The following is a 17,342-nucleotide window of genomic DNA, read 5'->3' as shown; positions in this document are numbered from 1 at the left end:
CGGTGAAAGGATGAATGCACAGAGTAGTTATTGGTGGGCAGGTGACGCTCATGTCCCTCAGGATGTCCCTCGATCATCCCCCGAACTTCAACCTTTTATCCCTGAATATTTGTGATCCCGTCCTCCCGGATTGTTCTGCCGGAAGCACTCATCCGATTGGCTAGTTCAAAATCGTTACAAAAACCGGGAAATCAGTGACAACGGCCTATTTGTTCGCATATGATGCCCAAGATGCATCCGGTCAGGAAGGAGCGAGGTCTTTTGAAGAAGAAAAATAAAAGCCGGACGGTTAAACAACCGAACAAGAACCTCTATTTCGTGGATAATCCTGAAATTCAGGAGTTGGAACTGATCCGTAAAAGCAAAGTAACGGCGCCAAAGACAAACCAACTTGATTCATATGCGGAAATCCGATCCATTGCCCCTGATGCAGTCCTTGAAAAGGAAGATGTCCAGCAAACAACGACTTTGGAGACAGTTGAACCGATACAAGAGCACCAAATGGAGGACACTGCAGAGAGCAAGCCTGAGGCAATAGAAGAGCCCGAGGAGGAGGCGGTATCCGAGGAAGCGGTACCCGAGGAGCCTGTTATTGAAGAAGCTATACCTGAGGAGACGGTGCCGGTTCGGGACCGTGAGGAGCTGGAGGAGATCATTGAAGAAAAAAGGATGCCGAACTCCCCGGAGCCAATCATTTATACGGATGATCTGAGCGACGGTTCGGTCACGACGTCCAAAATTGCGCTCCGGGCCATTGACTCGTCCAGACTTCAGCCCGGCTCGGTAGGCAGCGAGGCCATTGCCGATTATGCTGTCTCTCATATTCACTTAGCCGACGGCTCCGTGGTCTCCTCCAAAATTGCCTCTGAATCCATTTTGGAGGAGCATCTGACCGACGGCGCGATCAGCGGCAGCAAAATTCGGGATCGCTCCATCAGCGGGGAAAAAATCCGCGACGGAAGTATTACATCCGCCAAGCTGGGCGACCAGGTGATCGATTCCACCAAAATCGCCGACGGTTCCATCACGTCACGCCATTTGAGCAATTTGGTCGTAAACACAGATCTGCTGCAAGACCAAGCCGTAACGGCAAGCAAAATTGCTGGGGCCAGCATCCAGTCCATGCATTTGACCAATGAAGTGATCGACACGTCGAAACTGGCCGAAGGCGCCGTTACCGGCTCGAAGATCCGGACCGGCGAAATTACGGGCGACAAGCTAAAGGAGCGCTCCATCGAAAGCGTTCATATACGGGAAGGATCACTGACCGGGGAACTTCTTCAGAACGGCTCCGTTGGCGGAAATCAAATCGCGACGGGGAGCGTGTCAAGCGAGCATGTCGCCAAAAAATCAGTCGGCACCCAACATCTGCAGGATGGAGCCGTGACCGGACCAATATTGGCACCCTTTGCGGTAACGTCCGCGCATTTGGCGGATGCGACCATTCGCGGCAAGCATATCGCCCCCGGCGAGATCACTGCAGCGCACTTGGCCGACCACAGCGTCGGGGCGAACAAATTGGCAGAGCAGTCGGTCGGAACGGTGCATATTGTCGAGCAGACGGTCACCTCATCTAAAATTGCCGATCAAAGCATTCTGCCCCAGAAAATTGCAGACGAAGCCGTGCAGACCCGGCATCTGGCACAAGGTGCCGTCCAGAAAGCACAGATTGCGCCGAATTCCATCCAGACGTCCCACATTCAGCAGGGGGCTGTTAACGGCAGCCATATTGCGGCAAACGTCGTGGAAGGCTCTCATGTCAGACACGGGTCGATCACCACGGGACACATTACCCGCAGCGCCATTGTCGAGCAGCATATCTCGGATGGAGCGGTAGCTTCCCGTCATCTGCAGAACAAATCTGTCATTGGTGAAAAGCTCGCAGGCGGCAGCGTGACGAGCGGCATACTGGCAGACGGCGCGGTCGGCGGCCGCAATATAGCCGAAGGCGGCATCAGCGCGGAGCATATCCGCCCGGCTTCGATTCAGGATCGGCATTTGTCCGACAAAAGCGTGCGAGCGTCCGCGATTCAGGATCAGGCCGTCACAACCCAGCATATAGCCAAAGGTTCGGTGAACGCAGATCATCTGACGCCCGGAATCGTACACAACGCAATCATTAGGAATGAAGCGGTAACTGCAGAAAAGCTTTCAGCAGGAAGCGTTCAATCCGGTCATCTCAATCACGGCATTATCTATCCGGCTCACTTAGCAGACCATGCGGTCACCTCCCTGAAGCTTTCACCCGAAAGCGTGGCGACCGACAAAATTCAGGATCTGGCGGTGACGTCTGCCAAACTGGCTGATGGGAGTGTGAGCAGCCCCAAGCTGGCCTCCGCGTCCGTAAGCAGTGAGCATTTGTCCGACAACGCCGTCACTTCCCGCTCGATCAACGTGGGTGCGGTAACCCAGCGGCATCTCTCGGAAGAATCAGTCGGCGGAGTACAGCTTCAGCCCGGCTCGGTTTCCAGCGTGCATTTGCACAGTGGAGCGGTCGAAGAAAAGCATCTGGCTGAAGGCATCGTCAGCGAGCGCCATCTAACGGCCGGCTCGGTCGGAGGAACCCAGCTTCAGGCCGATTCCGTCACCGGAGCGCACCTGCAAAACCATTCAGTAGAAGAGAAGCATCTGGCCGAAGGTATCGTCAGTGAGCGCCACCTTACGGCCGGCTCGGTCGGAGGAACCCAGCTTCAGGCCGACTCTGTCTCCGGAATACACCTGCAAAACCAAGCGGTGGAAGAGAAGCATCTGGCTGACAATATCATCAGTGAGCGCCATCTTACAGCCGGTTCGGTCGGAGGAACCCAGCTTCAGGCCGACTCTGTCTCCGGAATACACCTGCAAAACCAAGCGGTGGAAGAGAAGCATCTGGCTGACAATATCATCAGTGAGCGTCACCTTACGTTCGGTTCGATCGGCGGAAATCAGCTTCAGGACGATTCCGTATCCGGGGTGCACCTGCAGAACCAAGCGGTGGAAGAGAAGCATCTGGCTGATAATATCATCAGTGAGCGTCATCTCACGGCAGGCTCAGTCGGAGGGAATCAGCTCCAGGCCGGTTCTGTTTCCGGCGAGCATCTGCAAGACCGTACTGTCGAGGAAAGACATTTAGCTGAAGGCATTGTCGGCGAGCGTCATCTCACACCCGGCTCGGTCAGCGAAGGGCATCTGCAGTCCGCATTGATCCAGGAACGCCATTTGAGTCAGTTATCGGTTAACACAGAAGCCATCAAGGACGGCGCAATAACCGCATCGAAGCTCGGACCGGAATCGGTCGGCAGCGTCAATATCAAACAGGATGCCGTCCGCTCCATTCATCTCCATGAGAAAAGCGTACAGCAGCGGCATCTTGCTCCGGGGGCGGTCGGTTTCCGGCATCTTGCTCCGGATTCCGTGGGAGAAGAGCAGCTTCAGTCAGGCAGCATCAAAGCCCAGCATTTGGCTGAAGGTGCCGTATATTCGGAGGCACTGCAGGATGGTGCGGTGGGCGCCTCCAAGCTGGCACCGGCATCCGTCGACAGCGCTCATCTGAAACCGGCCTCCATCGGTTTTGAGCATCTTCAGGAGGGGATTATCCGCATCGGCCACCTGGGTGAAGAAGCTGTAGGCTCTAAGCAGTTAGCGCCGGCATCCGTCACAGCGGCCCATCTGACGAACGGCAGCATACAATCCGGCCATCTTGCCCCGGATGCGGTATCCGAAGTTGCCCTCCAGGGCGGATCAGTAACCGGTGACAAGATCGCGCCGGATTCGATCGGAACCCGCCATATCGAGGCGAAATCGATCGGCTCGGCTCAGCTTCAGGAAAAGAGCGTGGAGAAGCAGCATATTGCCCCTGGTGCGGTGGACTTCAGGCATTTAGCCCCCGAATCGGTCGGAGAGGAACAGCTGCAGGCAGGCAGTGTCGGTATGCAGCATCTGGCCACAAGTTCGGTGCATACCGAAGCGCTGCATCCCGGTGCGGTCACAGCCGATAAGCTGGCGGACACGTCGATCGGAAGCCATCACATCCAGACAGGGGCCGTAACGGCGGAGCACCTGGCCTTTGGGGCTGTTCACGAGCATGCGCTGAAGGATGGATCCGTAAGCTCGGCTAAATTGGCCACGGGTGCGATAGGAAGTGTCCACATCCAGCCGGAATCGATCCTCCCGCTTCACCTTCAGGCCGAGAGCATCCAGGATTGGCATCTGCAGCCAGGACTCATTCAGGGCCAGCATATTACAGAAGGGGCCGTCGGTCCGGATCATCTGGCCCCCGAATCGGTCACCTCGGATCATCTGCAGCGGAGCAGCATCCAGCCGCATCACCTGGATCGGAGTTCCGTAACGACTGATTCTCTGAAGGACGAAGCCGTTACGGGGAATAAAATCGCTCCAGGCTCGGTTAGCAGCAGCCATGTCCAGCCGGAATCAATTCAGCCGTCCCATCTGCAGCCCGGCCTCATTCATGAAGAACATCTTGCAGTGGGAGCGGTCGGCGCGGAACATCTGGCAGCTGAATCCGTCACCTCGGATCACCTGCAGCAGGGCAGCATCCAGCCGCACCACCTGGCACGGAATTCGGTCATGACGGATTCACTCGAAGACGAAGCAGTGACGGGGGATAAAATCGCTTCCAACGCGGTTGGCAGCAGCCATATTCAGCCGGAATCGGTTCAGCCGTCCCATCTGCAGCCCGGCCTCATTCATGGGGAACATCTGGCAGAAGGAGCGGTCGGCGCGGAACATCTGGCAGCCGAATCCGTCACCTCGGATCACCTGCAGCAGGGCAGCATCCAGCCGCATCACCTGGCACGGAATTCGGTCACGACAGATGCTCTGAAGAATGAAGCCGTCACGGGAGATAAAATCGCTTCTCGCGCCGTAGGCAGCAGCCATATTCAGCCGGAATCGATCCAGCCGCACCATCTGCAGTCCGGCATTGTACAGGAATGGCATCTGCAGCCGGGTATCGTCCAGGGCCAGCATCTTGCCGAAGGTACGATCGGTCCGGATCATCTGGCGGCCGATTCCGTCACCTCGAATCATCTGCAGTCGGGCAGCATCCAGCCGCATCACCTTGCGCCGGATTCGGTTACGACCGGTTCACTGGAAGATGATGCCGTGACTGGGGATAAGATTGCCTCTAATACATTGGATGGCAGCCATATCCAGCCCAAATCGATCCGGTCTTACCATCTGCAACCCGGCCTTATTCGCGGAGAACATCTTGCAGAAGGAGGGGTTGGCCCGGAGCATTTGGCGTCCGGATCCGTCACCTCGGGTCATCTGCAGCCAGGCAGCATCCAACCGCATCACCTTGCGCCGGATACCGTCACGACCGAATCGTTGGAAGATGAGGCCGTTACGGGCGACAAGATTGCTCCTCATGCGGTCGACGGCAGCCATATCCAGCCCGAGTCGATCCAGCCGTACCACCTTCACGCTGAGACGATTCAGGAATGGCATCTGCAGCCAGGCCTTATCCAGCCGCATCATCTGGCGGCGGATTCGGTTACGACCGAATCACTGAAGAAGGAAGCCGTAACAGGGGATAAGATTGCTTCCCAAACGGTTGACGGCAGCCATATCCAGCCGGAATCCATCGGGCCTTACCACCTGCAGCCCGGCCTCATTCAGGGCGAACATCTGGCAGAGGGAGCAGTCGGTCCGGATCATCTAGCCCCTGAATCCGTATCCTCGGACCATCTGCAGCCGGGCAGCATCCAACCGCATCACCTGGCGCCGGAGTCCGTCACGGCCGATTCGTTGGAAAAGGATGCTGTAACGGGGGATAAGATCGCTTCCCGTGCGGTCGACGGCGGCCATATCCAGCCGGAATCCATCGGGCCGTACCACCTGCAGCCCGGCCTCATTCAGGGCGAACATCTGGGAGAGGGAGCGGTCGGTCCGGATCATCTGGCCCCTGAATCCGTATCCTCGGACCATCTGCAGCCGGGCAGCGTACAACCGCATCACCTAGCGCCGGAGTCCGTCACCACCGGTCTGCTCGAAGATGAAGCCGTCACGGGGAAAAAAATTGCCCGGAACACAATTGACGGCAGCCATATCCAGCCCGAATCGATTCAGCCGCACCATCTGCAGTCCGGCATTGTGCAGGAATGGCACCTGCAGCCTGGCCTCATTCAGGGCGAACATCTTACAGAAGGAGCGGTCGGTTCGGATCATCTGGCCTCTGAATCCGTATCCTCGGAACACCTCCAGCCGGGCAGCGTCCAGGCGCATCACCTGGCGCCGGAGTCCGTCACCACCGGTCTGCTGGAAGATGAAGCCGTCACGGGGGAAAAGATTGCCCCGAACACGATTGAAGGCAGCCACATCCAGCCGGAAACGATTCAGCCGCACCATCTGCAGTCCGGCATTGTGCAGGAATGGCACCTGCAGCCCGGCCTCATCCAAGGTGAACATCTTGCAGAGGGAGCGGTCGGTCCGGATCATCTGGCCCCTGAATCCGTATCCTCGGACCATCTGCAGCCGGGCAGCGTTCAGGCGCATCACCTGGCACCGGAGTCCGTTACCACCGGTCTGCTGGAAGATGAAGCCGTTACGGGCGATAAAATTGCCCCGAACACGATCGACGGCAGCCACATCCAGCCGGAAACGATTCAGCCTCTTCACCTTCAGGCGAGAAGCATCCAGGAATGGCATCTTCAATCCGGGGCGGTCCATTCGGACCATATCCAGAACGGGGCGATCCAGAACAGACACATCGCCGCTAGGTCGGTCACCGGTGAACAGCTTGCTTTTGCACCCGTTCAGAGTGCTTCGGGACAGCCGGCCCTTCAACAGTACGGCATCACTTCTTTCCGGATCGGCGAAGGCCAGCTGCAGGTTGAAGTACCGGTGACGCTGCCGGAACCGTATCCAAACACCCATTATGTGATCGTGGCGATGTGCAATCATCCCGATTTCTATGCTGTATTGAACACGCAGCGGGAAGATATCGCCTTTATCGAAGTGGTGAGAAGACGGGTGGGCCCGGAAACCTTCGGTTTCCTGTCCTGGATCGCGATCGGCTCGGTCTCTCCATCAGGAAAAGGAACCACGGGCTATGCACAGCGCAGCATGAGGCAGCGAAGCGCGTTCAGGACTGAGGCAGAACCAAAAGAGAATAAAGATAAGGAATAAGTAACCAGCGCGGGGCAGAGTCCCCGCGCTTTTTTGTTATGCTCTTGATCATCAGCAAGTATCGTGATGAAATCCGTGAACGATACCTAAATACATTGCACAAACGCCGCTTCCACGGCATTCCCCATGGCATAGGATGTGATGAGATACGTGCTGATATGACAGGGAGGGATATGTCGAATGATGAGGCGGATAAGATACAGACGAACCTATCGACCAACCCGCCGAAAGTACCGACAAGCATCGAAGACGGGCGTATGGTCAAGAACCAGGCATCGAACCAAGCCGCAGGCAAGGCGGATGCCCCATACCGACCTTCCTCCGGTCTTATCGGTGATCATCCCTGCGATGAATGAACAGAAGACGATCGCTGCCGTGGTCCGGGAAGCGCTGCGGGTACATCCTTCCTGCGAGGTTATTGTCGTAGCCAACGGCTGCCGCGACCGAACGGCAGAAGCGGCCGAGTCTGCGGGGGCTCGTGTGCTGAGGTATGAGCATCCGCTTGGGCATGATGTGGGAAGAAGCGCAGGGACGCAGGCCGCCCGGGGTCAGGTAATGCTGTACCTGGACGGAGACATGCCGATCGGTGCCGGGCAGCTTCGTCCCTTCGTCACGGCGGTTATTGGCGGGGTAGATGTCGCGCTGAACCGGTATAGAGGCCCGGTTCGCCGGCGTCAGACGCATCCGGTCGTTCAGGCCAAGCATGTTCTAAATACGATGCTGCGCCGCGCCGATCTGCTTGGAGCCTCTCTGACCGCCGTCCCGCATGCATTAAGCCGCCGCGCCGTCGACATGCTTGGAGCCGAATGCCTGTCGGTCCCTCCCCTTGCTTTAGCGAAGGCAGTCACCGCCGGGCTCAGGGTCGAAGCGGTTCATGAAGTACCCGTAGGACGGTTAAATAAGCGGAGAGCCAAAGTGGACGGAAAAGATCCACTGCAGGAGGTGGTTCTTGCGGATCATATTCAGGCAGTGAAGTGGTATTTGTCGGTAACGGATCCGAGGGGGCTTCGAAGCGATCTGGGACGGGAACGAAAGCGGGTGAGAAGGTGAGCCTGATGAGAAGAAGAACAAGAAGAAGTGTAACGGCTCGGTCTCGAATAAACTGGGCCGGGAGGAAGCGGCGGCAGGAAAGGCGCACCATTCCGAAGCGGAGCCGTGCGGCCCTACCGTCAATCTACCGGGCGGGGGAAGGCAAGCTGGCGGATGCCGCTTATCAGGCAGGACTCCTTGCAGGAGGCAAAGCCGACGCCGAAGAAGGAGAAGGGGATGTTCTCCTCTATGAATCGCCGCTTCAGCGGGCGTTTTCCGATTGGTGCGCGGCATATGTGAAGAAGCGTCCGGGTATTCGTACGATGCTCCGGCTGTCAAAAAGCTACGCCGACGGTTATGCTAAAGGTTCCGGGCGAAAGGACAACCGTATTCCGCTGCCGCTGGCAAGGACGGCCGCAGCCGTCGTCTGTGCCAGCAATGAACAGGATACGCTGGGCAAGGTGCTTCAGCAATTGGAACGGCTGCCGCTCCAGGAAGTAATCGTCGTACTGAACGGCTGCCGGGATCAAAGCTACTCGGCTGCACGCAATCACCGGATCGCCAGCATCCTCCATGTTCCGGGCCGGCTCGGACATGACGTGGGCCGGAGCATGGGGGCCGCCATGACCTCGGCGGATATCGTGTTGTTTACGGACGGGGATGTCGTGATCTCCGCCGAGGAACTGGCTCCTTTTATATATAAGGTGGATGAAGGGATAGACGCTGCGCTGAATGACCTGAATCCGTATTTGCCGCCATATATGCATCAGGATGAGGTAACGCGGTGCAAAAGCTTTTTAAATACGGTGCTAGGGCACCCGGAACTGGGGGCAAATTCGCTAACGGCCGTTCCACATGCACTGGCAAGACGTTTGATTGATGATATCGGCAGCGAGCAGTTGATGGTTCCCCCCAAGGCCCAAGCACTGGCCCTTGCGAAGGGGCACCGCTTCGCGCTGGTGCAGCCGGTTGACGTGATCAGCGCAAACCGGAAGCGTCCCGGGAATACGGGCACCGGCAATGCGGTGGCAGACCTGATTATCGGTGACCATGCGGAAGCGTTCCATGCGCTGATTGATGCCGGCTGGATGCCCCAGTCTTCTACAGTCTCCCGGACGGAAGTCGCCTTGCGGAGGAATGCCTGATGAGTCTGAATCAGCGAATGACGAGCATTATCATCCCCACGCATAACGGCCTGCATCTGCTTGTCCCTTGCATCGAGGCGATCCGCAAATACACCGATACGCCGTACGAAATCATCGTTGTCGACAACGCCTCGACTGACGGTACCGACGGCTACTGCATCAAGGAGGGAATTCCATTTATCTCCCTTCCGGTGAACCGCGGGTTTCCAGTCGCCTGCAACATCGGTCTGGCGGCGGCCGGAGGGGACGATCTGCTCCTGCTCAACAACGATGTGACGGTTACGACGAACTGGTTATCCAATATGCTCGCCGCCCTGCACAGCCGGCCGGATGTCGGCTTGGTCGGGCCTGTTACCAATGCAGCCTCGGGTAGACAAAAGGTGGATGTTTCTTTTAACAATACAGAAGAATTCCAGCTGACAGCTGCCCGAAACAATCAGCCAGATCCGTCCCGCTGGGTGGAAGTGAACCGGGTTATCGGCATGTGTCTGCTTATAAAACGGGAAGTGTTGAACAGGATCGGATTTCTGGATGAAGCATTCTCACCAGGTCATTATGAGGATGACGATTACTGCTACAGGGCTCGGTTGGCCGGCTTTCATCTGCTGATTTGCGGGGATGCGCTCGTTCACCATCAGGGCAGCGCCAGCTTTAAACAGGCATCCTCCGAACAGATTCAACAGCTGATTGACCGGAATCACCGCTTGTTTATAGAGAAGTGGCAGATTGATCCCCGCCAGTTTATAGAGTAAGCAGGCAGCATATCTGAAGGAGGAGTGGTGCAGTGAGAGGTATTATCTTGGCGGGCGGGACAGGTACCCGATTGTATCCGCTGACCCGGCTGATCAACAAGCATTTGCTACCTGTCGGAAAGTATCCCATGATCGTATACGGCATCGACAGATTGCGTCAGGCAGGAATCAAGGAAATTCTTATTGTCATGGGCAAACAGTCCGCAGGTTTGTATACGGAATTTTTGGGAAGCGGTCAGGATTTTGGTGTGCAGCTAACCTACCGGATTCAGGAGTCTGCGGGAGGAATCGCCGAGGCACTGGATCGAGGAAGAAGCTTTATTATGAAGGACGAAAAATTCGTCGTTCTGCTTGGAGATAATCTGTTTATGGATGATTTGAGCACGTATGTAAATAAATTTGCGCAGCAGCCTGCCGGGACGGCGCGGGTTCTCCTGAAACAGGTTCAGGATGCCAGAAGGTATGGTGTCCCGGTGTTTGACCGGGCGCGCCCGGAGCTCATCAGCCGGATTGAAGAAAAGCCAGCGAAGCCTAAATCTTCTTACAGCGTCACCGGTTTTTATATGTATGACACTTCCGTGTTCGATATCATTTCCGGGATCCGTCCATCGGACCGGGGAGAACTCGAAATAACCGACGTCAACAACGTCTATGCGGCAGACGGGCGGCTGGAGTACGATATCCTGCAGCATTGGTGGGGCGACGCGGGAACCTTTGAATCTCTGCAAGAAGCTGGCAAAAAAATGAAGGGAATTCTCCCATGAGCCGCCCTCGGATCCGAAACAGAGCCTTCATTCCTCCATGGAAGAGGGCTCTTCGTGTCAAATTGGCCAAGCGACGTTTAATACTCCGTCGGCGGCATGCTCCCCTGAACCGAAAGGAGAAAAGAAAGCACAAGTACGGCCAGCGGGGAAATGGTATAAAGCATCCGAACCTGCTGGGGCTTACTCCCCTCGCGGTGCATCCTCTTCCCCAAGAGAGGCCCAGTGAACCCAGTACGGAGCCCTCGATCGATATCCAAAAGGTGCAGGACGCTGCTTACCAGGCCGGATATGCAGAAGGGGTGGAGGAGACAGTCGCCTCCCAGCTTCCACCGTATACGGTACTGCCGGATATAGGTGCCAATGAGGTAATCGCCGCGGGAGTATCGGCATACCGGGAACATTGGCTCCAGCTATTGCGCCCCGAAGAGGTCCATGGCCGCATGGCGCATGCCTTGGCCGTTGGCCAGCCCCTGTCGGTTGTCCGACTGGGAGACGGAGAATTGCTGGCCCTGGCCCATGACACCGTGCTTCCGCTGGAGGAAGTCCGACAAAAGGGGCGCTTTCTCTCGACAGCAGGAATGCAGCTGCCTGATCCGCAGGCACGAGATATGCTGGCCGATTCGCTCCGCATGGCCGGGATCATCGGCATTCCGCATTCCCGTCTGCCGACGTTCCAGGGCCTTTTGTTCCCGGTGCTCCGGTATTACGGGCTATCTTACCGCAGCCTGACACTGACGACATCCACGATGAATTATGCGCTGCATGAGCATGGTCTGCTGCAGCAGCTTCTCCCGGGGAAACGGCTGCTTCTGATCGGAAACCGGGCTCCCGAGCTTGCGAATACGCTGCTGGCTTCGGCTTCGCTGACCATAGCCGGTGTAATCAGCCCGGTGCGGGGATTTTCGGACATTCCAAGGGTGATGCAGGAGGCGGCCATATGCGAATTTGACCTGGCTCTCGTGGCCAGCGGCATTCCCGCGGTCGTGATCTGCGAGCGTATCGCGAGCCAGCTGGGCAAAGTTGCGCTGGATTTTGGACATTTGGCGGATAAGCTCGTTTCCGGTGAGATTCCTTATGCCAGATAGTAAGGTGTATAGCGGAGAGAAATATCATGTGTGCAAAACGGGGAGGGATTGAAATGATAAAGTGGTTCAGGAGTGCAAGGGGCCGCCGGCCAATCCGGCAGTCTCCTCCCTCATCCTCTGGAAGCGACCGATATAACGAGGGTTACGAACGCGGGTACACGGAAGGGCTGGTAAAGGGAAGGGACACATTCCATATTCCGTTTCAAGGCACCAGCATCATCATTCCGACCTATAACCAGGCGGAATATCTGATCCAGTGTATAGGGAGCATCGAGGCCCATACGCCGGAACCGCATGAGATTATTGTCGTTGACAATGCGTCTACGGACGATATTGCCTCCTGCCTCAAGCCGTTTGGCGGGAAAATCAGGTTTGCAAGGCTGGAGCAGAACCGCGGATTTGCCGGCGGCGTCAATTACGGCATCATGATGGCCAAGGGAGAAACAGTTGTCATCCTGAACAATGATATTCTTGTCACGCCGAATTGGCTGACCCACATGCTCCGCTGCCTGGACAGCGACCCTCAGATCGGTGCCGTGGGGCCTGTGACGAACTATATTAGCGGCGAACAGCAAATTCCGGTTCCTTACGAAGATGTGAAGGAGATGTGGGAATTTGCAGCCGGTCATAATGTGCCGGACGAAGGGAAGTGGCGTGAAGCCGACCGATTGGTCGGCTTTTGCCTGCTGCTCCACAGAGATGTTTTGCACCACATCGGTTATTTGGATGAGGGGTACCGGATCGGCAACTATGAAGACGACGACTGGATCATCCGGCTCCGGCTGACCGGCCGGAAATTGTTTATTGCCGGGGATTCGTTTATCCACCATTTCGGAAGCGTAAGCATGAAACAGTTGGGCCAGCAGTTTGAGTCGGTCCATCATCATAACGAGTTGTATTACACGAATAAGTGGGATAATCCTTACGCTTGGGTGACAAACATGAAGGAAGGCGCGCTGGCTCGGTTTCCCGGATTGCGAAGCGGGCATGATTTTTACCCGTCACATGTACTGGTACGGGACCAGTCTGGCCTTGTGTATTTTCTGCTGAACGGGCGCAAGTACGCCCTTAGCGGCGGGGCGGAACAAGTGGGTGCAGAAGCCGTACTGCTGTCAAGGTTAGATATCCGGCAAATTCCAGACGGTGAGTATTCTCTGACAAGCGAGCAGATCCGGGAAATGCTGGATTCGGCAGCAATGGATGAGTCCTTATCGGCCGGGGAGGCCGGCGCCGGTCAGCTGGTGGAGGGCCCCGGTGGACGGGTGTACCAATGGTCCCGCGGAACGATGAGGCCGTTTGCATCGCTGCATACCCTGGAACGATGGCATATGGCGTTGAGAAAACGATCGGTGTGGCCGCTCGAGCGGTTAAATTCTGTGCCGGAAGGGGATCTGATCATCGCCCCCCCACACCTGGATAATCCCGTGCTTTGACGGTTTTCTAAAAAAAGATGAGAAAAAAACGGATGCTGCCCCCAATCGCGTAACTGACTTCAGGATGGCGGCATAGGATATAGCAGGCAGATGCGGATCAGGCGGACCGCCTATTCGCAGAAGGCGTGACCTATCACCAGGGAGGGACCGGAATGCAGAGCAAAATTGACGAAATGCTCACCCATATGTCACATTCCAAGCAGCAAATGGCCAGGGTTCTGGATGCCGAGCGCCAAGTGGCGGTCCGGATGGCCCAGATTATTCATGATTTGCCCGATGAACATCCGGAATTTGACGGTGTGAGCGGGTTGATTGAAAATTCCAGCCAGATCAACAAGAGCATTATTTCTTACCTTAGCAGCATTGCTGACCTGCAGGAAGCGCTGGCGGAAACGTTGAATCATGTGGTGAAAGAGATGGGCAGCAATGAAGAGGAATAATTTCGGGAGAAACGTAAGGGAGTGCTGGATATGAGCAGAGAACAGGCCTTTTTGCATATGCTGGACGCCGCCTCCAAAATCCAGTGGAACATCGCCATGATTCTGGAAGCCAAAGCGGTCGAAGCCGAAAAAATGCGGAACTGGACGCTGAATCATTTGAACTCGGATGCGTTTGCAAGCCATGAAAATCAACTGAGCGAGCCTCTGCAGATTCACGGTCAGATCGTGGAGCTTTTGGAGGGGCTCACGAAGATGGAGAATGGATTGTGCAGCAACTTGAAAGCATTGCTCGTACAGGAAGAAGAAGAGTACGGCGGCGGTGGTGGTGGTGGTGAAGGCATGTTTGGCGGCGGTGATTACGGCGGCCTCGGAGACATGGGCAAATGAGTTTGCTCCTTCGTGAGCAAGAAACGAAGCTGGAGCTGATTCAATCCATCGCGCTCAGCCAAAAGGCGCTGGCTCGGATTCTCGGGAGCATCGCCGACATTTCTTCCGAGTCGGACCTCTCTGCCCGGGCACTTCTTGAAAATATCCGGCTCCTGACGCAGCATCAAGACGCATTATGCCGGATGCTCACGGGCATCAGCCTGTGCCAGCCCCGAAGCGGGAATTCCGCGCCGCCCTGGTTAAACGCATCTCTATCCGCCCATTTCGCAGTCACCCGAGAATTACAGGAGGATTAACGGATGATAACGAAGAAAAAACGTCATCGGAGGCCAAAATCCGTGAAGCGCCTGCTGCTTAGCCGTAAGGCGCGAGTCATCAAGTTGAAAAAGCGGCGAAAACACCTGCTACCCAAAAAAAGAAAGCATCGGATCAAAAGCATTCGCAGAAAACGGAAACGGGTCGTAAAGCCGGTGCTGCCTGTGCCTGTGGCTCAAGGTGTAGAGCCTCATACCAGTCCGGACTCGGCGTACAGCCAAGGATTTGACGAAGCTTACAATGAAGGGTTTAACGCGGGTTTTGCCAAAGGCTATGAAGATGGTCATTTGCTAGCCTACCAATCCAAGTAATAACGTGAGGGAACGGGACACAGTCAAGCCTTTCGCTCCATGGGACAGCCATGGGGCGAAAGGCTTTTTGCCGTTTTTCGGCAGGGCATCCGCCAATTTATCCGCGCGAAGGCAGTCGTCCATGATGCAATTGCCTCTTCCGCATATATTTATATTGTTCTTTCACAATTCAAGACAGACAGGGTGAAGACTGTGGAAAATGTGGCTAAAACGGCGGCAAGCGCCAGTTACCTGCAGGGCTACGAGGACGGCTTGCGCCTTGGTGTCTGTCAGGCTGTCATGGAACGGATACCCGCTCCGGAGCCTTATTTCCGGGACATGAAAGTATTTTATATTCCGCAGGGCTTTCATGCCATTGATCAGGGTATATCTGCCGCGCTTAGCAGCCTGGTCAGAGAATGTATCGTCGTAGAGGCTCCAAAGATGCTGGAGCTTGCTCAAAAGGAGCGTCCGCATCTCATCCTCGTATTGAACGGACTGCATGTATTTCCCGAAAATCATTTGGAGGATATCCGGCGGGTTCGCGCGATGGGGATCAAGACGGCCGTCTGGTTTGTCGATGATCCCTATTTTAGCGAGGATACCGCGGCCGCATGCACCGCGTACGACGTCGTGTTTACCCACGAGCTGGGATGCGTACCTTTTTACAGTGCTCTTGGGGTCAAAAGAGTCCACTATTTGCCGCTGGCCGTGAACGCTGACATGTTCAAGCCTCTGCGCTGCGGACCGGAGCACCTGTACGACATTTGCTTTATAGGCAATGCCTTTTGGAACCGTGTCGCTATTTTTGACGAAATGGCACCGTTTCTGAAGGATAAAAAAGTGTTGATTGCCGGGGGGTTCTGGGAGCGCTTGTCCCGGCAGGATTTGCTGGGCCGCTCGGTACAGCTTGGGTTCATTCCGCCGGAGGAAACAGTCCGCTATTACAATGGGGCGAAAGTGGTCATCAATATCCATCGTCCCGACGAATGGGGGCAGGACAACCGCAACAGTCATCGGATCAGCGGCAAATCGATCAACCCCAGGACCTATGAAATCAGTGCTTGCGGAGCGATGCAGATCACAGATATCCGCGAAGATCTCACCAATTATTACAGACCAGGCTATGACATCGAAACCTATACATCCACTGAGGAACTTAAAAACAAGATCATCTATTACCTGGAGCATGAAGAGGAGCGGAGAATCATGGCGGCCCGCGGGCTGTACACGACTCGGCAGGAGCATACGTTTATTTCCCGGATGAGAACGTTTCTGGAACAGTTCTGACACCGGACAATATCAAACAAGGGAGTGTCGATATGTCGAAGGTTAAATGGCCCTCAAGGGTCCCTGAGCTGACCCTGAGTTACGATTCCGCCCAAGCGAGAGCCAGGGGACGACAGGACGGCTATCGCCGCGGATATGACGAAGGTTATTTGCGAGGCCGTGCGGACGTGATCGCCAGCCGGCCGCCTGAATCCGTCCCGTTCCGTCAAATTCGCGTCTTGTATATCGCTTCGGGCAAGGGGTACCCGTATTCGCCGCTGGACGAGGCCATCTCTTCCACGCTCCGGACGATGGTCGCCGAGGTGGTTATTATCGAACCGGGGCAGATCACCGTCGAAGCAGTTTTGCAGGCGGCTCCAGATCTGGTGCTCGCTTTGGACGGCATGTTCGTAAACAACGAAATGATGGATATCATTCGGCAGCTTGGAATCCGTACGGCCGTCTGGCTTACGGACGATCCCTACTATACCGACATGACGACGGAGAACGTCAAACATTACGACTACATCTTCACGTTGGAGTCCAACTGCGTACCTTTTTATCAGCAGTTGGGATGCACGCATGTCTATCATTTGCCTTTTGCTGCACACACCGAATACTACCGGCCATCCAGGAATATATCTCCGCTTCGCCGGGATGTCAGCTTTATCGGCTCGGCGTACTGGAACCGCATCGGCTTTTTTGATCCGATCATCGACCGGCTTATGCAGCATAATACCGTATTCAACGGGATCTGGTGGGACCGTCTGCCTCAATATACAGCCTATCAGGACCGCATCGAGCTCAACAAATGGATGGGCCCGGCCGAGACCGCGGAGGCTTATAACGGTTCCAAGATCGTCATCAATCTGCACCGATCCCATGAAGACGATACCGTCAACAACAACGCTATTAAAATTCCCGCAGCTTCCCCCAACCCCCGCACCTTTGAAATTGCCGCCTGCGCGACGCTTCAGCTAAGCGACAGCCGGAGCGACCTGGCCAAATTTTATACGCCTGGCGTGGAGATCGAAACTTACAGTTCACCGGAGGAGTTATTGTACAAAATTGAATACTATCTTGCCCACGAGGAAGAACGCAGACAGATCGCCTTGAATGCCTTGGAGAGAACGTTCAGAGACCATACGTACGGCAAACGCCTGAACGAGATGCTCACGATCATTTACCCGTAGTCTCTATACGTTTGGAGGCTTTTTTGTACGAATGACGGGTAGCATGTGTCAGTGCCGGCAAGTGTCGCCTCTCATATCTTGTATTATCTGGGTGAAAGGAGGTGTGATTCGC

At 55.7% G+C, this 17,342-nt stretch carries 14 protein-coding genes; all 14 read left to right on the top strand.

Features of this window, described 5'->3' with window-relative positions; genetic code table 11:
• Window positions 1-261: 261 nt before the first annotated feature.
• Window positions 262-7,128 carry a WIAG-tail domain gene (locus tag BCV73_RS21190; protein WP_179232041.1) on the top strand — a complete coding sequence of 2,289 codons (6,867 nt, stop codon included), beginning with the start codon at window positions 262-264 and terminating at the stop codon, window positions 7,126-7,128.
• Between the two features lie 44 nt (window positions 7,129-7,172).
• The gene (locus BCV73_RS35885; protein ID WP_256992932.1) at window positions 7,173-7,484 is read left to right on the top strand and encodes a hypothetical protein; all 312 of its coding nucleotides are present in this window, start codon (window positions 7,173-7,175) and stop codon (window positions 7,482-7,484) included.
• Complete coding sequence (locus BCV73_RS21185; protein WP_256992931.1) at window positions 7,462-8,178, top strand: glycosyltransferase family 2 protein; 717 nt, start codon at window positions 7,462-7,464, stop codon at window positions 8,176-8,178. The genes BCV73_RS35885 and BCV73_RS21185 overlap by 23 nt, the downstream gene beginning before the upstream one ends.
• 5 nt (window positions 8,179-8,183) lie before the next feature.
• Window positions 8,184-9,302, top strand: coding sequence for a glycosyltransferase (locus BCV73_RS21180; RefSeq protein ID WP_084204104.1), 1,119 nt, complete (start codon window positions 8,184-8,186; stop codon window positions 9,300-9,302).
• The gene (locus BCV73_RS21175; protein ID WP_084204105.1) at window positions 9,302-10,054 is read left to right on the top strand and encodes a glycosyltransferase family 2 protein; all 753 of its coding nucleotides are present in this window, start codon (window positions 9,302-9,304) and stop codon (window positions 10,052-10,054) included. Before BCV73_RS21180 ends, BCV73_RS21175 begins: the two co-directional genes overlap by 1 nt.
• Window positions 10,055-10,086: 32 nt before the next feature.
• Complete coding sequence (locus BCV73_RS21170; protein WP_076174117.1) at window positions 10,087-10,818, top strand: sugar phosphate nucleotidyltransferase; 732 nt, start codon at window positions 10,087-10,089, stop codon at window positions 10,816-10,818.
• Window positions 10,819-11,012: 194 nt separating this feature from the next.
• Window positions 11,013-11,903, top strand: coding sequence for a GT-D fold domain-containing protein (locus tag BCV73_RS21165; protein ID WP_256992930.1), 891 nt, complete (start codon window positions 11,013-11,015; stop codon window positions 11,901-11,903).
• A gap of 53 nt (window positions 11,904-11,956) precedes the next feature.
• Window positions 11,957-13,336, top strand: coding sequence for a glycosyltransferase family 2 protein (locus BCV73_RS21160; RefSeq protein ID WP_179232040.1), 1,380 nt, complete (start codon window positions 11,957-11,959; stop codon window positions 13,334-13,336).
• A 152-nt stretch (window positions 13,337-13,488) separates the two neighbouring features.
• Window positions 13,489-13,776: a nucleoside-diphosphate sugar epimerase gene (locus BCV73_RS21155; RefSeq protein ID WP_076174121.1), complete on the top strand. Its 288-nt coding sequence runs from the start codon at window positions 13,489-13,491 to the stop codon at window positions 13,774-13,776.
• Window positions 13,777-13,806: 30 nt separating this feature from the next.
• On the top strand, window positions 13,807-14,163 hold the full coding sequence (locus BCV73_RS21150) for an alpha-helical endospore appendage domain-containing protein (RefSeq protein WP_076174457.1): 357 nt from the start codon (window positions 13,807-13,809) through the stop codon (window positions 14,161-14,163).
• Window positions 14,160-14,459, top strand: a complete 300-nt coding sequence (locus BCV73_RS21145) for a hypothetical protein (RefSeq protein ID WP_076174124.1) — start codon at window positions 14,160-14,162, stop codon at window positions 14,457-14,459. Before BCV73_RS21150 ends, BCV73_RS21145 begins: the two co-directional genes overlap by 4 nt.
• A gap of 3 nt (window positions 14,460-14,462) precedes the next feature.
• Entirely contained in the window at window positions 14,463-14,789 is a 327-nt protein-coding gene (locus BCV73_RS21140; RefSeq protein WP_076174127.1) for a hypothetical protein, read from the top strand.
• A 183-nt stretch (window positions 14,790-14,972) separates the two neighbouring features.
• Window positions 14,973-16,058, top strand: coding sequence for a CgeB family protein (locus BCV73_RS21135; protein WP_481855842.1), 1,086 nt, complete (start codon window positions 14,973-14,975; stop codon window positions 16,056-16,058).
• Between the two features lie 32 nt (window positions 16,059-16,090).
• Window positions 16,091-17,230 carry a glycosyltransferase family protein gene (locus BCV73_RS21130; protein WP_076174129.1) on the top strand — a complete coding sequence of 380 codons (1,140 nt, stop codon included), beginning with the start codon at window positions 16,091-16,093 and terminating at the stop codon, window positions 17,228-17,230.
• Window positions 17,231-17,342 lie beyond the last annotated feature (112 nt).

This window comes from Paenibacillus sp. SSG-1, assembly GCF_002224835.1.
GTDB lineage: Bacteria > Bacillota > Bacilli > Paenibacillales > Paenibacillaceae > Paenibacillus_AQ > Paenibacillus_AQ favisporus.
The sequence above is the reverse complement of the archived record's forward strand: the minus strand, read 5'-3'. Positions and strand labels throughout refer to the sequence as shown.